The sequence below is a fragment of the Acinetobacter sp. SM34 genome (genome assembly GCF_022012365.1).
Lineage (GTDB): Bacteria > Pseudomonadota > Gammaproteobacteria > Pseudomonadales > Moraxellaceae > Acinetobacter.
The window spans coordinates 28,827-49,995 of sequence record NZ_JAKLTP010000008.1 but is presented as its reverse complement, the minus strand read 5'-3'; the positions used below and the strand labels follow the sequence as shown (position 1 = coordinate 49,995).

At 44.5% G+C, this 21,169-nt stretch carries 19 protein-coding genes; 10 read left to right on the top strand and 9 right to left on the bottom strand.

Translation table 11 applies throughout. The features are described from left to right. Positions 1-96: 96 nt before the first annotated feature. From xerD to thrC, 4 genes are all read left to right on the top strand, one after another. The gene (gene xerD / locus LZZ98_RS08440; protein ID WP_237787465.1) at positions 97-1,014 is read left to right on the top strand and encodes a site-specific tyrosine recombinase XerD; all 918 of its coding nucleotides are present in this window, start codon (positions 97-99) and stop codon (positions 1,012-1,014) included. A gap of 96 nt (positions 1,015-1,110) precedes the next feature. Continuing rightward, the gene (locus LZZ98_RS08435) at positions 1,111-1,926 is read left to right on the top strand and encodes a DsbC family protein (RefSeq protein ID WP_237787464.1); all 816 of its coding nucleotides are present in this window, start codon (positions 1,111-1,113) and stop codon (positions 1,924-1,926) included. Between the two features lie 124 nt (positions 1,927-2,050). After that, entirely contained in the window at positions 2,051-3,355 is a 1,305-nt protein-coding gene (locus tag LZZ98_RS08430) for a homoserine dehydrogenase (RefSeq protein WP_237787463.1), read from the top strand. A gap of 56 nt (positions 3,356-3,411) precedes the next feature. Further along, positions 3,412-4,551 (top strand): threonine synthase, encoded by a 1,140-nt coding sequence (thrC, locus tag LZZ98_RS08425; RefSeq protein WP_237787462.1) that lies wholly within the window; start codon positions 3,412-3,414, stop codon positions 4,549-4,551. Positions 4,552-4,658: 107 nt separating this feature from the next. Here the strand turns inward: thrC and LZZ98_RS08420 are convergent, their stop codons facing one another. Further along, positions 4,659-5,705 carry a serine hydrolase gene (locus LZZ98_RS08420; RefSeq protein ID WP_237787461.1) on the bottom strand — a complete coding sequence of 349 codons (1,047 nt, stop codon included), beginning with the start codon at positions 5,703-5,705 and terminating at the stop codon, positions 4,659-4,661. Between the two features lie 221 nt (positions 5,706-5,926). Between LZZ98_RS08420 and gacA the strand changes: the two genes are divergently transcribed. The 3 genes from gacA to LZZ98_RS08405 are packed head-to-tail and all read left to right on the top strand — an operon-like array spanning position 5,927 to position 9,586. After that, entirely contained in the window at positions 5,927-6,562 is a 636-nt protein-coding gene (gacA, locus tag LZZ98_RS08415; protein ID WP_086174145.1) for a response regulator transcription factor GacA, read from the top strand. Between the two features lie 26 nt (positions 6,563-6,588). Continuing rightward, positions 6,589-8,154, top strand: a complete 1,566-nt coding sequence (locus LZZ98_RS08410) for a sensor histidine kinase (protein ID WP_237787460.1) — start codon at positions 6,589-6,591, stop codon at positions 8,152-8,154. 19 nt (positions 8,155-8,173) lie between these two features. Then, a complete protein-coding gene (locus tag LZZ98_RS08405) occupies positions 8,174-9,586 on the top strand; it encodes a sigma-54-dependent transcriptional regulator (protein WP_330848199.1) in 1,413 nt (470 codons plus the stop codon). A 5-nt stretch (positions 9,587-9,591) separates the two neighbouring features. On the opposite strand, the gene LZZ98_RS08400 is transcribed toward LZZ98_RS08405, so the two are convergent. From LZZ98_RS08400 to lptF, 4 genes are all read right to left on the bottom strand, one after another. Next, positions 9,592-10,776, bottom strand: a complete 1,185-nt coding sequence (locus LZZ98_RS08400) for a S41 family peptidase (RefSeq protein ID WP_237787459.1) — start codon at positions 10,774-10,776, stop codon at positions 9,592-9,594. Between the two features lie 26 nt (positions 10,777-10,802). Continuing rightward, the gene (gpmI, locus tag LZZ98_RS08395; protein WP_237787458.1) at positions 10,803-12,350 is read right to left on the bottom strand and encodes a 2,3-bisphosphoglycerate-independent phosphoglycerate mutase; all 1,548 of its coding nucleotides are present in this window, start codon (positions 12,348-12,350) and stop codon (positions 10,803-10,805) included. A 125-nt stretch (positions 12,351-12,475) separates the two neighbouring features. Beyond that, positions 12,476-13,546 (bottom strand): LPS export ABC transporter permease LptG, encoded by a 1,071-nt coding sequence (gene lptG, locus LZZ98_RS08390; protein ID WP_086174149.1) that lies wholly within the window; start codon positions 13,544-13,546, stop codon positions 12,476-12,478. Position 13,547: 1 nt separating this feature from the next. Further along, complete coding sequence (gene lptF / locus LZZ98_RS08385; RefSeq protein WP_237787457.1) at positions 13,548-14,648, bottom strand: LPS export ABC transporter permease LptF; 1,101 nt, start codon at positions 14,646-14,648, stop codon at positions 13,548-13,550. A 158-nt stretch (positions 14,649-14,806) separates the two neighbouring features. Here lptF and LZZ98_RS08380 point away from each other — a divergent pair, with 158 nt between their 5' ends. The 3 genes from LZZ98_RS08380 to blhA are packed head-to-tail and all read left to right on the top strand — an operon-like array spanning position 14,807 to position 17,316. Then, the gene (locus LZZ98_RS08380) at positions 14,807-16,255 is read left to right on the top strand and encodes a leucyl aminopeptidase (protein ID WP_237787456.1); all 1,449 of its coding nucleotides are present in this window, start codon (positions 14,807-14,809) and stop codon (positions 16,253-16,255) included. Continuing rightward, positions 16,248-16,655, top strand: coding sequence for a DNA polymerase III subunit chi (locus LZZ98_RS08375; RefSeq protein WP_237787455.1), 408 nt, complete (start codon positions 16,248-16,250; stop codon positions 16,653-16,655). The genes LZZ98_RS08380 and LZZ98_RS08375 overlap by 8 nt, the downstream gene beginning before the upstream one ends. A gap of 28 nt (positions 16,656-16,683) precedes the next feature. Continuing rightward, entirely contained in the window at positions 16,684-17,316 is a 633-nt protein-coding gene (gene blhA / locus LZZ98_RS08370; RefSeq protein WP_237787454.1) for a cell division protein BlhA, read from the top strand. Positions 17,317-17,409: 93 nt separating this feature from the next. Here blhA and LZZ98_RS08365 read toward each other — a convergent pair whose 3' ends face one another. The 4 genes from LZZ98_RS08365 to ribD form a co-directional block, all read right to left on the bottom strand. Then, positions 17,410-17,955 carry a VTT domain-containing protein gene (locus tag LZZ98_RS08365; RefSeq protein ID WP_237787453.1) on the bottom strand — a complete coding sequence of 182 codons (546 nt, stop codon included), beginning with the start codon at positions 17,953-17,955 and terminating at the stop codon, positions 17,410-17,412. 112 nt (positions 17,956-18,067) lie between these two features. Next, positions 18,068-18,727 carry a riboflavin synthase gene (locus LZZ98_RS08360; RefSeq protein WP_237787452.1) on the bottom strand — a complete coding sequence of 220 codons (660 nt, stop codon included), beginning with the start codon at positions 18,725-18,727 and terminating at the stop codon, positions 18,068-18,070. 28 nt (positions 18,728-18,755) lie between these two features. Next, the gene (locus LZZ98_RS08355; RefSeq protein WP_237787451.1) at positions 18,756-20,048 is read right to left on the bottom strand and encodes a DNA adenine methylase; all 1,293 of its coding nucleotides are present in this window, start codon (positions 20,046-20,048) and stop codon (positions 18,756-18,758) included. Then, positions 20,045-21,160, bottom strand: coding sequence for a bifunctional diaminohydroxyphosphoribosylaminopyrimidine deaminase/5-amino-6-(5-phosphoribosylamino)uracil reductase RibD (gene ribD / locus LZZ98_RS08350; protein ID WP_237787450.1), 1,116 nt, complete (start codon positions 21,158-21,160; stop codon positions 20,045-20,047). Before ribD ends, LZZ98_RS08355 begins: the two co-directional genes overlap by 4 nt. Positions 21,161-21,169 lie beyond the last annotated feature (9 nt).

Here is a 21,169-nt window from a genome sequence, read left to right as displayed (position 1 = left end):
CTCATCTTGTGTGCGGCGTTCGACATTGCAAAAAAATTGGTCTACATTGATCAAGACCAAGAAAAACTTGGGGTTTTCATTTAACGTAGAAGTGACATGCTCAATAAAAAGCCTCGTATTCCCGCAGCTGTAAACATTCCTGAAAATTTAAGTTTTTTGCAGGGCTTTCGAGATTATTTAATTGCCCAAACCGTCAGTCCGCATACCCGTAATGCCTATCTATCTGATTTAATTCAATGTAGTGAATGCAGTGCTGTTGCCATGCCAGACTGGAGCAGTGATGACATTTCCGATGTTTTATTAAACCTGACCCAACAGGGAAAAAGTCCGCGCTCGATTGCCCGCTCACTTTCTGCCCTGCGTTCCTTTTATAAATTTCTGCGTGAGCAAAAATTACGTAGCGATAATCCGGTGGCGACCCATAAAACCCCTAAAATTGGGCGAGCCTTACCGAAGGATTTATCCGAAGCCGATGTTGAAGCCTTAATTAATGCACCAGATATCAATACCGCTCTGGGCTTACGTGACCGGGCGATGTTTGAAGTCCTCTACGCCTGCGGACTGCGGGTATCTGAATTGCTCAATTTAAGGCTGGAACTGATTAACCTAAAACAGGGCTATTTGCGTATTGTCGGCAAAGGCAATAAGGAACGTCTGGTGCCTTTGGGGCAGGTCGCTTGCGAATGGATTGAAAAATATCTGCAGCAAGCACGTGCCAGCCTGTATAAATCTGCCACTGACTATGTGTTTTTAACCCAGCATGGTGGCATCATGAGTCGGCAAAATTTCTGGTATGCCATTAAGCGCTATGCCTTGCAAGCCGGCATTCAGGCCGAACTTTCGCCGCATACCCTGCGGCATGCCTTCGCCACCCATCTGCTCAATCATGGCGCCGATTTGCGTGTGGTACAGATGCTGCTCGGACATAGTGATTTATCCACCACGCAAATTTATACCCACGTGGCTCAGGTTCGCATGCAACAGTTACATGCCACTTATCACCCACGCGCTTAACGGCAGTAAATATCAGACTAAGAAGTTTTATTTCAGGCATTTTTTTTTGTTATGCTTATTCACCTGTTTTTTTATACCTACAAGAAAGGGTTGTTTATGTTATTTACCCGTTCAAAAATTTTTCTCGCATGTACACTTGTTGTTGGCTTGGGATTAACGGCCTGCTCCAATTCGAATAATGATGAAAAAAAGCAAAATACTTTAACCGCTAGCGCACCTGCCACCGGGGAAGCATCCAACCTTTCAGAACGCAATGCACAGCAACGTCTGGTCAACACCTTGCAGCAGCATTTCAAGAAAGCCAATATCAATGCCAAAATTTTAAATATTAAAGCGACTGAAGTCCCTAATCTGTATTGGGTCACTCTCGAAGGCATGTCATCTGTATATGCCACTGCCGATGGCAAATACATTATTCAAGGCGATGTACTGCGTTTAGGTGACAGTAAAATTCACAATGTCAGTGAAAACTTGCAGTCTGAGACCAACAAGAAGCTGCTTGCCAACTTAAAAACTGAAGATCTGCTGGTTTATAAAGCCAAAGGCAAGACCAAACATGTGGTCTATGTCTTTACCGATGCCAGCTGTCCATATTGTCATAAATTACATGAACATATGGCTGAAATTAATGCCCAGGGCATTGAAGTACGCTATATCGCATGGCCACGTGGCGAACAGTTCATGCCAGCCATGGAAAGCGTATGGTGTAGTGCCGACCGTCAAGCTGCATTCGATCAGGCCATTGCCGGTGCACCGCTTGCTCCAGCGACCTGTAAAAATCCAGTCAGAGATCAATATCAATTGGGCTTGAATATGGGCGTCAATGGTACTCCAGCAATTTATAATACCGAGGGTGTTTACCTGGGTGGATATCTATCGCCTGAAGAATTGGTGCAACGTTTAAATAACTAATTTTTATCAATTCATTTACTAAATTTAATAGGTAAAGATAAAGTGATATCTACCCTAGAGTCTGGCGGTTTTTTTAGCTATGATCTAGTTTCGCTTAAAGTTGAATACATATTTGGAGTGTGACGTGAAACCAGTTCGTCTGGCAATCCTCGGTCTTGGTACTGTGGGTGGTGGTGCCCTTAAACTACTAAAAGAAAATGCTGCTGAGATTAAACGTCGCACCGGTCGAGAAATTCGAATCACTCATGTAGGTACCCGTCGTCCACGTCCTGATCTGGATTTACCTGCTTCGGCGAAGCAAAGTGCTGATCTGCTCGATATCGTTCGTCAACCGGATGTCGATGTTGTGGTTGAAGTCATGGGCGGTATTCACCCTGCTTATGAAGTCATCATGGAAGCGATGAAACACGGCAAGCACATTGTGACGGCCAACAAGGCCTTACTGGCTGAACATGGCAATGAACTGTTTAAAGCGGCCGAAGACAATGCCGTGCAAATTGCCTATGAAGCAGCCGTTGCCGGTGGTATTCCGATTATTAAAGTGATTCGTGAAGGTTTGGCTGCCAATAAAATTGACTGGCTGGCGGGCATCATCAATGGTACAGGCAACTTCATTTTAAGTGAAATGCGTGAAAAAGGTCGTACCTTTGCAGACGTGCTCAAAGAAGCGCAAGAACTGGGTTATGCTGAAGCAGATCCAACCTTTGACGTTGAAGGCATTGATGCTGCACATAAACTAACGATTCTGGCTTCATGTGCATTTGGTATTCCGCTACAGTTCGATAAGGTATTTACCGAAGGCATCAGCAAAGTGACTGCTCAAGACGTGAAATATGCCGAAGACTTGGGCTTCCGTATCAAACACTTGGGTATTGCACGCCGTACCGATGCCGGAATTGAATTACGCGTCCACCCGACCTTGATTCCAGATGACCAGCTGATTGCTAACGTCAACGGTGTAAAAAATGCCGTTCTAGTCCAAGCCAATGCAGTCGGTCCAACACTGTATTACGGTGCTGGCGCAGGTGCAGGTCCAACGGCTTCTGCGGTAGTCGCGGACGTGGTGGATATTGTCCGTGACATTATTTACACAGAAGATGGTGCTGGAACTATTCCGCAGCTTGCGTTTGAAGCACTGACAGACTTACCAATTCTACCACGTGAAGAAATGACCACCGGATATTACATCCGTATTAATGCCGAAGATCAAACTGGCGTTCTGGCCGATGTCACCACCATTTTAAGCCGTGCCGGTATTAGCATCGACGCGATCATGCAACAGCCGCGCTTAAAAGACCTTATTCCTATCGTGATTCTGACTGATCCAGTGAAAGAATCAAAAATGGATGAAGCCCTTCAGCAAATTCAAGCATTGCCCGTCATTCATGGCGAAATTGTACGAATTCGTTTAGAATCGCTTGATAATTAATCGGGTTGAGGGGAGTATTCCCCTTGCCAAGCTCTACATACAATTGGAACATCATCATGTCTAATGCCAATCGTTATACTGGTTTAGTTGACCGCTATCGCGACCGTTTACCAGTGTCTGCAACAACTCGCGCAATCTCTTTAGGCGAAGGTAACACGCCACTGATCAAGCTTGAGAACATTCCTCGCATTATTGGCAAAAATGTTGAAATTTATGTGAAGTACGAGGGCTTAAACCCGACTGGTTCATTTAAAGACCGTGGCATGACCATGGCGGTAACTAAAGCGGTTGAAGAAGGTTCTAAAGCCATTATCTGTGCATCTACAGGTAACACTTCTGCTGCAGCGGCTGCTTATGCTGCCCGTGCCGGTATCAAAGCGTTCGTACTCATCCCGGAAGGCAAAATTGCCATGGGTAAAATGGCACAAGCCATGATGTACGGTGCGGTAACCATGCAAATTCGCGGCAACTTCGATGACGGCATGCGTCTGGTAAAAGAAGTGGCTGACCAAGCGCCTGTGACCATCGTAAACTCAATCAACCCGTACCGTTTGCAAGGTCAAAAAACCATTGCTTACGAAATCGTGGATGAATTAGGTCGTGCACCTGATTATCACTGTCTACCAGTGGGTAACGCAGGTAACATCACTGCACACTGGATGGGTTATACCGAAGCTGTTGCCAACCAGCCTAAAGACCAGTTTGAACAAGTGGTTTATGATGCTGCAACAGATCAATTCACTGGTCCAAAACCTGAAGGTCTGCCAACAATGGTCGGTTACCAGGCTTCTGGCGCTGCTCCATTCTTACGTGGTGCACCAGTGGAAAACCCTGAAACTATCGCAACTGCAATCCGTATCGGTAACCCACAAAGCTGGAACCATGCCAAAGCGGTTGTTCGTGATTCTCAAGGTTGGTTCGACGAACTAACTGATGCCGAAATCCTTGAAGCACAACGCATGCTGTCTATGTACGAAGGTGTATTCGTAGAACCTGCTTCTGCAGCATCTATCGGTGGTGCAATTCGTGACATTAAAGCAGGTAAAATTGCTGAAGGTTCTGTAATTGTATGTACAGTGACTGGTAACGGCTTAAAAGACCCTGACACAGCAATCAAACAATGTTCTGATGCAGTGATGTTGTCTATCGATGCGACAATGAATCAAGTCAAAGACTCTATTCTTTCTAATATGTAATTTATTTCATCTTTAGATTGAAACAAAAAAGCCCTGCAATTGCAGGGCTTTTTAATTCAGAAGTATTTAAAAGTTGAGTAAATTTGAATACTTCCCAAAATTTAACATTAAATACGTTTGGGTAACTGGGTTGCCCAGCTCATTAAACGTGTTGCATCGTTGGTACGTGCGGCAGAGGAATCTGCTCCAAGAAGTACCACAATTGCAGGACGGTTATTTAAAGTGGTATGCATCACCACACAACGCCCTGCTTCATTAATATAACCTGTTTTTGAAATATTGATATTCCAGCCACCGTTACGTACCAAAGCATTGGTATTGTTCGATTTTAATACACGATAGCCCAAGTTAAAATCATAGCTTGCTGTGGTTGAGAACTGACGGATCAAACTATATTGAGACGCCGTATTCACCAAAATACCCAAGTCTCGTGCTGAAGACACATTACGCGGGTCTAAACCTGAAGACTCCATATAATGGGTTGAATTCATGCCTAAAGATTTTGCCTTGGCATTCATTGCAGCCACAAATGCTGCTCGACCACCCGGATAAGTACGTGCCAATGCTGCTGCTGCAGGGTTTTCAGACTTCATTAAAGCAAACAGTAAAGCTTCAGCGCGATTCATGCTATCACCCGCGCGTAAAGTCGAACTTGAACTTTTACAGCCCGAACATGAAAAGTCAGATTGCTGTAAAGTTATTTTTTCTGACATATTTAAACGGGAATCCGCAATTACGACAGCTGTCATCAGCTTGGTAATCGATGCAATTGGAAAAGCCGTATTGCTATTTTTACTATAAAGCACTTCGCCAGTTTGACCGTCCATCACCAATGCAGCGCGGGCATTAACCGAAGGCTGGTTGCTATAATTGGAATTATTTAAAATTTGTACTGTTTTAGGTGCAGAATGTGTCACCACACCATTCGAACTACGTACGGAAGTGGCTATTTTGGTTGAACCTTGTGGAGAGACTTCTTCAGCTGAAGCATCACCGTTTAATAATTGATTGACATCCTCAGAGGACCAGTTCAACGCAGCCTGTCCCTTCCCTTTAGACGCATCCATAACCAGTTCTGCAAAACTGGCTGAACTCATGCTAAGCAGAATTGAAATGCCCAGCATATGCATTAAAGATTTTTTCGAATTTTTCACGGTGATTTACTCAACTCAAGGAGGCAATATACATTTGTATATTCCCTCAAAAATGCTTACATTTAGACACAAAGATGAACACTTTTTGTTGCTCACAACATTGTGTATAACATTTAATTGAAAGATATAGAATAGGATTGCTAATTTTGTCATTTCATTGCAAGCTTATTTTGCTTTATGTAACAAAAAAAATGCATTTTTTTGATATGAGGGAGAACTAGGTGATCACAGTTTTAGTGGTAGATGACCATGAATTAGTACGTACCGGAATTTGCCGTATGCTTGAAGACCATGCGGATGTTCAAGTGATTGGTCAGGCTGAATCTGGTGAAGAAGCGATTAACTTAGTCCGCCATCATCATCCTAATGTCGTTTTGCTGGATGTAAACATGCCCGGAATTGGCGGGGTAGAAACTACCCGACGTCTATTGCAAACTGCGCCTGAAACCAAAGTACTGGCGGTAAGCGGCTTGGCTGAAGAGCCCTATCCTTCCTTATTGCTTAAAGCAGGTGCAAAAGGCTATATCACCAAAGGTGCACCTGTGACCGAAATGGTTCGTGCCATCAACAAGGTCATGCAAGGTGGAAAGTATTTCAGTGCCGACATTGCAGAACAACTGGCCAGTTCCTATCTTTCAGACACCCAGCAATCTCCTTTTGATGCCTTATCGGAACGTGAAATGCAGGTGGCGATGATGGTGGTGAATTGTATTAGTGCCCAGGAAATTGCCGATAAACTTTTTGTCAGTGTCAAAACGGTGAACACTTACCGTTACCGCATTTTTGAAAAGCTGAATCTGGATAGTGATGTCAAACTAACTCACTTGGCCATTCGCTATGGTCTGATTAAACCTTAATACCCTTTGGCTTGTAGAAGACATGCATGACGCAACCTACCCAGACCTTTGAGTTTAACCAATATCATTTAGGCATTTGGTATAGCACGTATAGACTCATTATTGCGACCAGTCTTCTGCTGATTTTTTTACTCACTTCCCAGTACTTAAATACCGATTATCACTATCCGCAGCTTTATCTTTACGTGCTGATTGGCTACGTATTTACAAACTGTATCCAGTTAATCACGCTAAAAAGCATACGTTTAAAAATTACCCAGCAGCTGCCGCTGTTATTTGTTGTCGATGTGATTGCTTTAAGCTTGCTCACCTTGGCGGTAGATGGTCCCAACCTGCAATTAAGTCTGCTATTTGTGATTACTATCTTTGCCGCATCGTTATTACTGAATGCAAAAAAGGCGCTAATCATTACCTTAATTGCGGTAATTAGTGTGATTTATCAGCTTTTTTTAGGCACTATTTTTGATTTTTCTTCACTGAATAATATTGGCAATAGTGCGGTACTGGCCTTTCTGTTTTTTGTGGTCTATGGCAGTGGTCAAATTGCGGTAAAACGCTTCCAGTTACTGGAAAATTTAAATTTTTCTCAATCGCTGGAATTAAACCGACTGCAAAACCTGAATCGCTATATTCTGGAACAAATTGAACTGGGTTATCTGGTTTTAGATGAAAACTGTCATATTGTACTGAGCAACCCTGCTGCTTGCATGCTTTTAGGCATTCCCCCACTCTATGCCTATGACAAATACCCCTTATACAAGGCACAGCCCGATTTATTTGAATTACTTAAATTTGATCAACTGCAGGACGGAGAAAAATTCCAGTTTGAGTCGCAGCTCAGCCATTATCATATGCATATTGAAGTGCAAAAACTCATGGTTCCGCATCAAACCCTGACCCTGCTGGTGTTGCAGGATGCCACCAAGATCAATCAACGCGTACAACAATTAAAACTCGCGGCATTAGGTCAATTGTCTGCCAGCATTGCCCATGAAATTCGCAATCCTTTAGCGGCCATTGTACAAGCCAATGAACTTTTCAGTGATAGCGATCAGCATCAACAAGCAGCTTTGAGCCGAATGATTTCCAAACAGGCGCAGCGTATAGACCGTATTGTACAAGACACGCTAAATATGGTGCGCAATAAAGAAACCCATCCTTCAAACATTGAGCTAAAACAATTTATTCCCTTACTAATCCAGGAAGATTTGGCGGATATTGCCACTCAAATTAAATCTACCGTTCAGGGCAAAATTTTTATTCGTTTCGACGAGGCACAACTTCGTCAAGTTCTGATTAACCTGATTCGCAATGCCATTCGACATAATTCACCTGAGCATTCACATATCGAATTGAATGTTTATTTACAGGAAACCAATGTACGTATTGACGTCCGTGATTTTGGGGCCGGCGTTGCCTCCAAGGATCTGGCTTATTTATTTCAACCTTTTTTTAGTACCGAAATCACAGGAACTGGTTTAGGATTATACCTATCACATAGTTTTTGCGAAGCAAATCAGGCAAAACTGAACTATGTAGAACAAGAACAAGGGGCATGCTTTCGAATAGAATGCCTGCGAGTTGCTTTATAAATTTAAATTGCTGGGGTGTATTGTGGAACAACAACCACTTGTTTTATTGGTGGATGATGAGGAAGATTTGTGTACCCTCATGCAAATGTCTTTATCTCGTATCGGGATCAAAACCCATATTGCACATCGTGTTGAACAGGCTAAAAAATTCTTGTCTGAATACCGCTATGATGCCTGTTTAACCGATTTAAATTTACCAGACGGTAATGGACTGCAACTGGTGGAATGGATTAACCAGCATTTTCCCTCCATACCGGTCGCGGTACTGACTGCCTATGGCAATATGGAAATTGCCATTGCAGCACTTAAAGCTGGCGCCTTCGATTTTGTCAACAAACCGGTGAATCAGAAGCATCTGGAACAACTCCTGCAAAAAGCTTTTAACAAACCGTTTGAACAGTTTCAGACCAAAGAAGACAGTTTGGAACAAAAATTATTAGTTGGACAATCCCTGCCGATTCAACAGTTACGGGTGACCTTAAATAAAATTGCCCGCTCTCAGGCACCGGTATTTATTACCGGTGAATCCGGGACAGGAAAAGAAGTGATTGCCAATCTGGTACATCGCCTCAGTAACCGTAATGAAGGTCCGTTTATTGCCATTAACTGCGGAGCCATTCCGACTGAATTGATGGAAAGTGAACTGTTTGGGCATAAAAAAGGCAGCTTTACTGGCGCCACACAAGACAAACAGGGCCTGATTCAATCTGCCCATGGCGGCAGTTTGTTTCTGGATGAAATTGCCGAACTGCCTTTAAGCATGCAGGTTAAACTGCTGCGTGCGGTACAGGAAAAACGCATTCGTCCAGTCGGTTCAGACAATGAAATTGATGTCGACTTTCGCGTGATTAGTGCCAGTCATCAGGATCTTGAAGCCTTGGTTCAGCAAGGCCGCTTTAGACAGGATTTATTCTTCCGCATCCATGTCATGGATCTGGTGCTGCCTCCGCTACGTGAACGCGGTGACGATATTATTTTATTGGCACATCACTTTATTCAGAAAATTAGTCAGGAATGGGATATTCCACCAAAACAGCTGACTGATCGTGCGAAAAGCTTTTTATTGAGTCAGTATTATCCGGGAAATGTGCGTGAACTGCGCAATATTATTGAACGTGCCATTACCTTAAGCGATGACGAAAGAATCGACTTGCAACACTTGCAAAGTGCACCTTTACGTTATCCTACCGTAGCAGTGCCAGCCGTAACGGAAGATCACCATACATTGCGTAGTGATATCCTGATTTCTTCCAAGAAATTACCTGATGAAGGTTTAGAGCTTTATCTGGAAAATATTGAAAAAGATATTTTACTCAATGCCCTGAATTTAACCCATTGGAACAGAACACTGGCTGCTAAAAAACTGGGCATGTCTTTCCGTTCTTTGCGTTATCGCCTGAAAAAATTTGGACTAGATACCGACGAGGACTAGGTCGTTTATTTATGACTTAAAATGATCTCTGCAACATGTTCCAGATAGTTTTCTTCTTTCATCTCATGTTGCAGCAGATACTGTTGATTGGGCTGAATGCCCACACCTTCAATCATCTGCCCTTTCGGGGTGTAGTAATGCGATACTGTCATCTGTAAAGCAGCACCATTGGACAGCGGGAACAGTTTTTGTACTACCCCTTTGCCATAGCTTTTCTCACCCACCACCCAGGCACGGTCGTGATCTTTCATGGCGGCAGTAAAAACTTCAGCGGCAGAAGCTGAACGGTTATTGATTAAAATACCAAGCTTTAAATTCTGAAATTCAAAACTGGGCAAGGCCTGAAACTGCTGATCGCCTTCGGAACGGCTTTTAGTTGATACGATGATGCCTTGATTCAAGAATAAGTCGGCCGATTCAACCGCAGCCGACAACAAGCCGCCAGGATTATTTCTTAAATCGAGCAATACCGCTTTCAGACGTGAAGAAGAAGAATGTTCTTCAATCAAGCGTTTGATTTCATTGGCTGTATCTTGCTGAAAAACTTTAACTTTGATGACCAGCACCTGATTATGCAGCAGCGTTGCCTGAATATCGGTTTCTATTTTTTTATTACGCACCAAAATCAGCGGCTTGCTATTTTGTGCCAGTTGCAAGCTTAAGGTAGAGCCAATCGAACCATTCAGTAGGCTATTGACCTGATCATGGTTGAGTTTTTTCAGTTCCTGATCATCAACCTTGAAAACGCTCACGCCATTGCGCAAACCTTGCTTGGCTGAGTCGGCATTATCCTTTAAACCTTGAATAACCCATTGATGCAACTGCTGGTCATAACCCAGTTCAAAATCGACAGAGGCAATATCGCCTTCGGTATATTGCAACAGTTGCTTATAATCTTCTGGACTTAAGTAACGTGAATAACGATCCAGGCCACTCACCAGACCTTTAATGGCCTGTTGAAATAAGGTTTCGTCATTTTTGTCATCGACATAATTTTCTTTGACGATGCTATAAATCTGGACAAATTGCTGAATTGATTCTACCGGAACTTCAGCATAATTCTGTTCGACTTCATCATCAAAATCTAAAACAGGCTGACCCTTGCTTTTCACCGCAGCAAAGGCGGAATGGCTCACGCATATGAATAACGTTGTTAAAATGACAACCTTTTTCCAGCGCTGTAAAGCCATCCATCCACCTGTATATACAAAAATTTTTATGATTTTAAAGTAATCAAATTACGACCTTTCATTTCTGCAGGTACAGGAATTTGCATGAGGTTCAACAATGTTGGAGCAACATCTGCAAGGACGCCACCTTCAGCAATGGTTGCAGAAGTTGGGCCGACATAAATAAATGGAACCAGTTCAGTGGTATGTTGAGTATGAACCTGACCGCTTTGGTAGTCCTGCATTTGCTCTACATTACCATGATCGGCAGTAATCAGCATATGGCCTTTTTTAGCCATTACTGCTTCATATACACGGCCCAGGCAAGTATCCACCGCTTCAACGGCTTTCACTGCTGCATCAAATACACCGGTATGCCCTACCATATCACCATTGGCATAGTTCACCACCAACAGGTCATATTCACCTGAGTTAATTGCCGCAACCAGTTCATCGGTAACTTCATAAGCACTCATTTCCGGTTTCAAGTCGTAAGTTGCCACGCTTGGAGATGGAATCAAAATACGTTTTTCACCCGGGTATTCATCTTCACGACCACCGCTAAAGAAGAAAGTCACATGGGCATATTTTTCAGTTTCAGCAATACGCAGCTGAGTTTTACCCAAATCAGACAAGTATTCACCAATCGAATTTTTCAACGCTTCTGGCATATAGGCCACAGGTGCATCAATGGTGGCTTGGTAACGGGTGAGCATGACAAACTTAGACAGGTTTGGTACAACTTTACGTTCAAAACCGGCAAAGTCTTTTTCTACAAAGGCTTTAGTAATTTCACGCGCACGGTCAGCACGGAAATTCATGAACACCACACTGTCACCATCCTGAATTTTAGCCAGTTCGCCAATACGGGTGGCTTTGACAAATTCATCCGACTCATTTGCCGCATAAGCCTGTTCCAGACCTTCAACTGCTGTTGCTGCGGTACGTGCAGCTTCACCTTCGGTCAACAGGCGATAGGCTTGTTCTACGCGATCCCAACGGTTGTCACGATCCATGGCAAAATAACGACCGATCATGGTCGCAATGCGGCCCTGACCCGAATACTGGGCAAAAACCGCATCTATTTTTTCTAAAGAAGGCTGAGCGCTTTTTGGTGGAGTATCACGACCATCAAGGAAAGCATGCAGATAAACTTTTGCACCACGTTTTAACGCCAGTTCAGCCATGGCAACAATATGGTCTTCATGCGCATGTACGCCACCTTGTGACAACAAGCCCATAATATGTACTGCACCATTCGCAGCTTTAGCTTTTTCTACCGCATCAATCAACACTTCATGCTCAAAAAAAGCACCGGTACGAATGTCTTTGGTAATACGGGTGAAATCCTGATACAACACACGGCCTGCACCAAGGTTCATATGTCCCACTTCAGAGTTGCCCATTTGACCATCAGGCAGGCCGACATCTTCACCTGAACCCGAAATCAAACCATGGGGATGCTTTTGTTGCATAGCAGTTAAGTTAGGTCGTTTTGCTGCCAGGAAAGCATTGTCCTCGACCGCTTCGCGATGACCCACACCATCCATAATTACCAAAACGTGAGGGATTTTGCCAGCAGTTGCATCCGTCATAATGAACACTCTTTTGTTTACAATTTCATCGTTATATCTTACCGAATTTTCGGTCAAGACTCTATGTGCAGATCATGACTAAAGCTGATCATGCACATTGTTTTTACCACTTTGTATTTAAGCATTTAGCGGGCACGGCGCAGTAAATAACCGCCCACCAACATCATCAGCGCAATCGGCACAAACACAAACCAGGCCGGTGAGGGTGAATAGACCAGGCTGGCATAACCCAAGAAGTCCTGAAGATAGAAGAAGCCCAAGCCGGTAAATAAGGCAATCACCAGACGGAAACCCATCGACTGCTGACGTAAAGGGCCAAAAATAAAGGAACAGGCAATCAGCACCAGGCCAATCAAGGCAAAAGGTGAACCAACTTTTTGCCAGAAGGCCAGCTGGTAGGTTTTTGGAATCTGGCTATATTCATGCATATAACTCATAAAGCTCACCAACTGACTTGGAGATAAGTCTTCAGGGTCAATCGTGACCATATGCACATATTTCGGTTGCAAGGCTAAAGTCAGAGGCAGCTGATCGGTTTTCACCAAGGTTGAATTACCTTGCGGCAGAATATCCATTTGCGCAGCAGTTTTCAGATTCCAAGCACCATCTTTAACAAACTGACCTTGCTCGGCATTTAAAACACCTTTCAAGTGATAACGATCATCAAAGTCAACCACTTGAACATGTTTTAGCTGTCCTTGCGCATTGGCATAATCAATGTAAATAAAGCGCTGGCCTTCGCGCGTCCAGTAACCATTGACTTCACCCAGTGAACTTACGCTACGGTGATCTTTGACACTTTTGGCCTGTTCATTGGTATAAGGAATCACCCATTCACTTAAGACAAAGGATAAAACTACCAGAATCAGGGCTGAGCGAATCACCCAGCCGACTATACGCCACAGGCTGACCCCAACCGAACGCATCACTACCAGCTCACTATTGGAAGCCAAAGTACCTAAACCCAGCACAGCACCAATTAAGGCAGAAATAGGTAAAATTTCATACAGATAACGCGGTGCACCCCATAATACATAGAGCAATGCCTGCCAGGCACCATAGTTCTCGTTGAGTGAACCCAATTCACCCAAATAGGTAAATAAAACCTGTAGAACCGATAAAACAGCTGTAGCACCTAACATGGCAAGTGCCGTGGTTTTGGTCACATGTTTGGCAATTATTCGACGTGCTAACATTTTAAGACCTCACCTGCTGAATTCGTTTCTTGATTTTCGGTGCCAGTTTCTGCTTCCGGGAAAACAGAGCTGCGGCAACTGCATAGGCCAGCAACACCATAGGATATGCCCAGATGCCCATTTCATCTTTACTGACCCGGGTTTTTACCGCCATGAGTGCCACAATCAAACTGGCAAAAATCAGTAAGGCCGGGAAGAGTTTTAAATAGCGTCCCTGACGCGGGCTCACTTCACACAGTGCAATCGCTAGCATTAAAGCTGTCACAATGGAAAATGGCACAAAGATACGCCAGCCCAATTCACTTGCCACCACCGGATCAGTACGGTTGTTCCAGAGCTTGCCAATCGGTAAGGCTTCGACTTCCGCACTTTCAAATTTGGCTTCCTTATCGCTTTCTAGGCGTAAACGGTAAGACTGAAATTCGGCCTGGGTATATTTGGGTGTGCCGGGGAAAATTTCGTAACGGCGCCCTTCAGATAAATCGACAATACTGGCCGTTTCATTGGCCACTTCTACACGAGTGGCTTCTTTCGCCAGAATCATGACATCAGGCTTGCCCGGCTTTTCTGCGCGTTGATAGAAAAACACATCTTTAAGATTACGACGGTCTTCCGACAGGTCTCCGGCATAAATAGTATAAGGACCGGAAGAAATAAATTCTTTGGGACGGACCAAATCAAAACCGGTTCTGACCGCCTGATTAGTCGTCAGTTCTTCAAACTTACGTAGTCCCCATGGAGACATCCACACCATCAACACGGTTTGCACAGCAAGAAAAACCACCGTCAACGGGATCAGCAAACGCCCCAGCTGGTTACGGCTGATGCCGCTGCCATTCATGACTGCCATCTCATGATCGACATAGAGACGGCCAAACACCAGCATCAGACCAATAAAAAAGCCGAGTGGAAGAATTAAGGTTAAAAATTCTGGCAGTCGATAACCAATAATACTAAACAAAATACTGGTATCTAAACGACCTTGTGCCGCCACACCAAAGAACTTGATCAGCCGACCACCCATCATGATTAAGGTCAGCAAGGCAATCACCACCAAGGATGTAGACACCACTTGCTTGACCAGATAACGCCGAATAATCAAATTAATTCTTCCAAAAAAAGGCAAATAAAAACTAGCGCTAGTTTACCCGAATGGTGAAAATATAAAACCTATACTGTTGTTGCGCATTGAAACTCTATTCATAGAAATGTTTCAATGGTTTAATGGTTTGCAATCTTTCAAAGGCATGAATACAGAACATGAAACTGACAATTAATACGTCATTCCAAGAGAATGCATCTAGCCCATATTTGTTGATATTAGTCGATTCTGAGCAACTTCAAAAGGCAGAGACTGCTTATGAAATCAATGGTTTAAATACATTAGTAGAAGCTGCTCAATTTAAAGCCAGCCTGACCGAATCTTTGCCTCTTATTGGCAAAGTCGCAGCATGTGCAAATACTGCCCTGATTGGCTTGGATAAGGCAGCAGAACTTCAGCCAGCTAAATTAGCAAAAATCGCACAAACTATTATCAAAGCGTCACAAAAAAAATTCCAACAGATCAGTATTGATATTTCTGCATTGCCACCTGAACAGCATTATTTATTTGCCTTGGCTTTAACTCAGGCCAGCTATGCTTTTGATGAATACAAATCCAAGAAAAATGAATTTGTACTGCAACAGATCAATCTGATTGCTGCAAACAGCACTTTAAACCCGCAACAGTTGGGCCTGATTCATGCCGTTCAGTCAGGTCAAAGTTTGGCACGTGACCTGGGCAACCGTCCAGGCAATATCTGTTTCCCTGAATATCTGGCAGAACAGGCTCAAGCCTTGGCAGCGCAGTATCCGGACTTGCTGAAAGTGACCGTGATTAATGAGCAGCAAATGGCTGACTTGGGCATGAATGCCTTCCTTGCCGTAAGCAAAGGTTCAGACCGTCCGGGCCGTGTGATTACCCTTGAATATAAAGTCAATACAGAACAGGCACCTGTGGTACTGGTCGGTAAAGGCGTAACTTTTGATACTGGCGGTATTTCACTCAAACCAGGTCTAGGCATGGACGAAATGAAATTTGACATGTGTGGCGCTGCATCTGTACTAGGCACCATGCGCGCATTATGTGAAGCAAAACTGCCGATTCATGTAGTGGGTGCCATCGCTGCTGCTGAAAACATGCCTTCAGGTCATGCCACCCGCCCGGGCGATATCGTAACCACCATGAGCGGTCAAACGGTGGAAATTTTAAATACCGATGCGGAAGGCCGTTTGGTGTTATGCGACACGCTGACCTATATCAAACGTTTTAATCCGGCGCTAGTGATTGATATTGCAACTTTAACCGGTGCTTGTGTAGTGGCCTTGGGTTCAGTCTTGTCCGGTTTGTTTACCCCAGATGACGAACTGGCTGCCGAAATTACCGCTGCAGGCCAGACCTCTTTTGACCGGGTATGGCGCATGCCGGTGCTTGAAGACTATCAGGAACAGCTAGACTCTCCTTTTGCCGATATTGCCAATATCGGTGGACCTAAAGCCGGCTCTGTGACTGCAGCATGTTTCTTGCAACGTTTTACCCGTGAATATCGTTGGGCACATCTGGATGTTGCCGGTACGGCATGGAACTCAGGTACAGCCAAAGGTGCAACCGGTCGCCCTGTACCATTACTGGTTCAATTCCTGGCAAACCGTGCGCAGTCGAATGGCTAAAGTCAGCTTCTACCTGTTTGAAAAAAGCAATGAACGGCAAGTGCAAAGCACTTGCCGTTTGTGCCGCAAGATTCTGAAACAGCCGGCGCATATCTGGTTGTATTGTGCCGCCCCAGACTTGCAACAGCAGCTCGATGAACAATTGTGGAGTTTTGATCCGAGCAGTTTCATTCCGCATGGCATTGATCAGGAACAGGCCCCAATTTGTATCTCCTCCCGGCTACCGGAACAATCTGACTGGATTGTGTTTAATTTTAACAATCAAGCCATTGAACAGATTGATAAATTTAGTCACATTATAGAAATCATAGAAAATAACGAATCGGCAAAACAACTGGGTCGTGAGAAATTTAAACAATATCGACGCTTAGGTATTGAGCCACGAACTTTCAAGCTTTAGCTGATCAATAGAAATAAGGAGAGATAGGGTGGCATTAAATGTCGGTCAAGATTTTAAACAGCGCTGGTTAAATGTACCTGAGGCTGTTCGTCAGGCATTTATTGATGACCTTCACCGTGTCTGCAATGTGCTGAAACCTGAAACCAATATTCAGAAGTGGCTAGAAAAAGATAAAGAAGCACAAAAGCAATCTTATGAAAAAATTGAACAGGCCTATGTAGATCGCAAGGCTCAACTGATTGAAGAGGCTCGTTTACGCAAGCAACGAGCTTTAGAACAGTCTTTGGAAAAAAAGCGTGCTGAACAGCTGGCTTATGCACGGGCATTACAGTTAGATGAAGAAAGACAATTTGCCGAGCAAGTTCACACCTTGACTTTTATTCGTCAAAACTTAGAGCACGAAACGCAAACCTATACCGCGCGTTATCACAAGAACCCTGCGGGACCGGCCTTGAATTTTGCTAAGGGCATGATCTCGATTACTGACCATGAAATATTATCGGAACTGGAAAGTGTGCGTTTACGTCTAGAACTGGAAGCTGAAACCCTGATTGAACAAGCGGTGACCGTATTCCGTGCCAAGTTACATCAGGCTAGCCAGGAAGAAATTGAGTACATTTTAAAGAATTCTAATTTATCTACGGAAAAGCCAAAAACCTGATTGCTTATCTCAGTTCATTTAGGCCATTTTTAAATATGCTAAGTTAAAATAAAAGCGTCCACTTCGGTGGACTTATTTTTTATTATCCAGATATTAAAACAAGTCTACTGCAATTCCGAGCATATTGCCTGTGCCATAGCCAATCCCCAATAACAGGCCAATCCATACCAGTCCGCCGGTGATGTTATAAAACATAAAACTGAACACATTCATATGTCCTGCCCCGGCAGCGAAGGGCGCAAATGAACGAACAAAAGGAACAAAACGTGCCATCAAAATGGTTTTACCGCCATGTTTGGTAAAATAGTGATTGGTCTTGACGATATATTCAGGTTTTAAAAAACGTGAGTGCTCATGGAAAAACCTAAACCCCAAAATCTTCCCGGTATAGTAATTGACGATATAACCTAATACTGAGGCAATAAACAATAACACTCCCATAGAAGATAAATGCACATCAGCTGCAGTTGAACACAGGGCACCAATGGCGATCAGTAAACTGTCTCCCGGCAAGAAAAACATAAACACCGAACCCGTTTCTGCAAAGATAATCAGAAATAAAATGGCATAAATCCACAAGCCATACTGATCCAGTAAAGTAGGTAACCATTGTTCAATATGCATTAGAAAATCAAGCATCTTCAGCTACTCACTTTAACCACATTATTTTCATAACTTATTAAAAATAAAAACTAAAAATAAAAAAACAGCCTGGTTTTTTCAATCAGACTGTTTTCTATTCTAGGATGTTTTACTTCAAGAAGCCATTTTCTGCCAGAAAAGCCATGCTTATTTTTGACTGTTCTTTGGTGTCGGCAGCTTTGTCACCCAGCATTAAACGCTCGATATAGCGTGCCAATACATCCACTTCCAGATTCACTTTGGCACCAGTTTTCCAGGTCCCAATATTGGTTCGTTCTGCAGTATGCGGAATCAAATTCAGGCTGATGATATTGCCACGCAGGTGGTTAATGGTCAGGCTAATGCCATCCACCGTTACCGAACCCTTTTCTGCCAGATATTTGGCAATTTCAGCCGGTGCAGTCACTTCATAATAAATGGAGCGGGCGTCTTCACGTACCAGGGTAATTTCCCCAACCGCATCAACATGGCCGCTGACAATATGTCCACCAAAACGGGTCGTCGGCAACATGGCTTTTTCTACGTTCACGCGCTGACCGACTTTCCAGTTACCCAGTGTGGTACGGTTTAAACTTTCCCTTGAGACATCGGCAGCGTACCAGTTTTCACCCCATTCAATCACGGTGAGGCAAATCCCGTTGGTGGCAATCGAATCGCCCAAATGAACATCAGACATGTCGAGGTTGGTACCAATACGCAAACGTACATCACCGCCCACGCTTTGCAGACTTTCCACTTTACCTAGACTTTCAATAATGCCTGTAAACATAACTTGTTCTCTATTTGCTGTATTTGTTTTACCACAATGCCAATTGCGTACTTACACCGGTGGTATCGACACCGCCCAGTTCAGCAAAATGGTACAGCTGACCCAAGAGTTGGCGTAGCGGCGGGCCAGATTTGGCATGGGTATCGGTGATGACAATAAACTCAAGTACACGTGCACGTTCTGACTGGCGCTGCTTGCTGACCCGATAACGTGGAACATCCTGAGTGAGCAGGGTGACGCGGCCGCGTTTCAGATTGGCCTGCAGCAAGTCACCGGCTTCAATATTACCATCGGTCGAATAACTGGTCAGAATATAACGTGCATTAATCGTTGCCAACAATTTCTCATACGCATCTTTGGCATGTTTGGATGAATTGTACTGGCTTGGACGCTCTTTACGCCAGGCCCGGTCAATCCCGCTCTTGAAACCTTTGGTATCCGGGCTGGGTAAATCCACCTGATCCCACAAGGTTAAGGCATTCAGCACATGATAGTTACTGCTATAGGCATGCTGATTATATGGCGGATCCAGATAAGCGATATCGACCTCAAAATGACTCATCTGGTTGGCCAGATGCTGGGCATCGACACACCACATTTCCGCAGCCGGTTTTTTCGGGTCACCGATTTCACAGAAACGGCTTGGCGTCAGCCAGAGTAAGGATTCAATCCGTTCCAAAGCGGTTTGGGTTTTGCCACCCCAACCATGGTGAAAACTTTTAAATACCCCTGAAGTATTGCTGACAAAACTGGCTGAATACAGCAAGGGAGCCAGTAATGCCGACATTTCCACATCATTAATGGCACCTTGTGCCTGCCAGGTGGCAATTTGCTGACGGATGGCATCAATACGCATGCCGTTGCGGCGTTTGAAGAACAGGCGATCGCGGGTCGGATCATAAATTTCGTCATTGCGCGGACACAGGTTATGCGTGACCCAGCCTTTCACTTCAGGCAAACGGTTCAGATAATCAATAGCTTTTTGATAGCCGCCCAACTCTTTAAAAGCCGGGGCTTCTGTACACGATAAAATGGCGCTGTTTAAAGCATGGCTGTAAGGTTCCCAGTCATTGGCTATCACACGATAACCATTTTGTCGCGCCAGACGCGAAACCACCCCAGAACCAGCGAAAAAGTCAGCAAAAATAGGCGCCCGGCCATTGTGGCTATTTAAGGTTCCCGTACTCTCAAGCGCTTCCAAAATCAGATGCAGTAACCGGCGCTTATTGCCTAAATACGGAACAAGCTGGTTGAAAAGGTATTCATCTGTAGTACGTGCTGAATGACGACGTTTATGATAAACCGAAGACTCTGAATTCATACTGTCTCTTGAGAAGGGATTAACCTTAAGCGCACATCATTCCCGACTTGAACCAGGTCGATGAGCTTAAATCGAAGTTGCTCTGCCATACGGTCGAATTCCGCATTAAACATCGCACGAGCGGTTTGACCTAAAAAGGTCGGTGCAACATAGCTGATCATTTCATCCACCAGTTGCTGCTGCAAAAAGGCCGTGGATAATGTTGCCCCTGCTTCCACCAGCACATCATAAATTTGATATTGGGTAGATAAGGTCTGTAGTAGGTCTTTTAAAGGCTGTACTGGCAATTGTAGCACGCCCAAATCGGCCAGTTCCTGACGAAACGGCCCCATCACCATGAGCGTTTCGGGCTGCTGGAGTATTTTTGCAGTCAGAGGTAAACGTCCCTGGCGATCCAGTACCAGACGTTTAGGCTGCACAATCATACTGATATCGGCAATGCCATCCAGCTGACGCACATTCAGCTGGCAGTCATCAGCAAGTACCGTTTCAATGCCAGTAATGACGACACCTGAAATCGCGCGCCAGTGCTGTACATCCTGACGGGCTGCGGCTCCGGTAATCCATTTCGATTCACCGGATGCCATGGCAGTACGACCATCCAGACTGGACGCCACTTTTAAACGTACATAAGGCATGCCCGTAGCCATGGCTTTTAAGAAGCCGTGGTTGAGCTGATGAGCTTCTACCTGACAGATCCCGACAGCAACTTCAATGCCAGCCTCTTTTAGAATTTGTACACCCTTGCCAGCCACCAAGGGATTGGGATCAGGGCAAGCCATAATCACTTTAGCTACCCCGGCCTCGACCAGACCTTTGGCACACGGTGGTGTACGACCATAATGCGCACAGGGTTCCAAAGTGACATAAGCCGTTGCCCCACGTGCCTGCTCACCTGCTTGGCGCATGGCAAAAACTTCGGCATGCGGCTGTCCGGCTTGAGGATGAAAACCCTCACCCACCAGCTGCCCATCTTTAACGATGACACAGCCGACATTGGGATTGGGTTTAGTTGAATATTGTCCAAGTCTTGCCAACTTAATAGCACGTTGCATCCAGAGCTGATCTTGCTGCTGATCTAGTTGAATGAGATCTTGGTTTAACTCGGACATTGAATGGCT

Coding starts and splice junctions, on each gene's coding strand:
- lptG (WP_086174149.1), bottom strand. CDS start 13,546: ATGTTAGCACGTCGAATAATTGCCAAACATGTGACCAAAACCACGGCA.
- LZZ98_RS08400 (WP_237787459.1), bottom strand. CDS start 10,776: ATGGCTTTACAGCGCTGGAAAAAGGTTGTCATTTTAACAACGTTATTC.
- LZZ98_RS08410 (WP_237787460.1), top strand. CDS start 6,589: ATGACGCAACCTACCCAGACCTTTGAGTTTAACCAATATCATTTAGGC.
- LZZ98_RS08435 (WP_237787464.1), top strand. CDS start 1,111: ATGTTATTTACCCGTTCAAAAATTTTTCTCGCATGTACACTTGTTGTT.
- LZZ98_RS08355 (WP_237787451.1), bottom strand. CDS start 20,048: ATGAATTCAGAGTCTTCGGTTTATCATAAACGTCGTCATTCAGCACGT.
- LZZ98_RS08380 (WP_237787456.1), top strand. CDS start 14,807: ATGAAACTGACAATTAATACGTCATTCCAAGAGAATGCATCTAGCCCA.
- ribD (WP_237787450.1), bottom strand. CDS start 21,160: ATGTCCGAGTTAAACCAAGATCTCATTCAACTAGATCAGCAGCAAGAT.
- LZZ98_RS08365 (WP_237787453.1), bottom strand. CDS start 17,955: ATGCTTGATTTTCTAATGCATATTGAACAATGGTTACCTACTTTACTG.
- thrC (WP_237787462.1), top strand. CDS start 3,412: ATGTCTAATGCCAATCGTTATACTGGTTTAGTTGACCGCTATCGCGAC.
- gpmI (WP_237787458.1), bottom strand. CDS start 12,350: ATGACGGATGCAACTGCTGGCAAAATCCCTCACGTTTTGGTAATTATG.
- LZZ98_RS08375 (WP_237787455.1), top strand. CDS start 16,248: ATGGCTAAAGTCAGCTTCTACCTGTTTGAAAAAAGCAATGAACGGCAA.
- xerD (WP_237787465.1), top strand. CDS start 97: ATGCTCAATAAAAAGCCTCGTATTCCCGCAGCTGTAAACATTCCTGAA.
- LZZ98_RS08360 (WP_237787452.1), bottom strand. CDS start 18,727: ATGTTTACAGGCATTATTGAAAGTCTAGGTAAAGTGGAAAGTCTGCAA.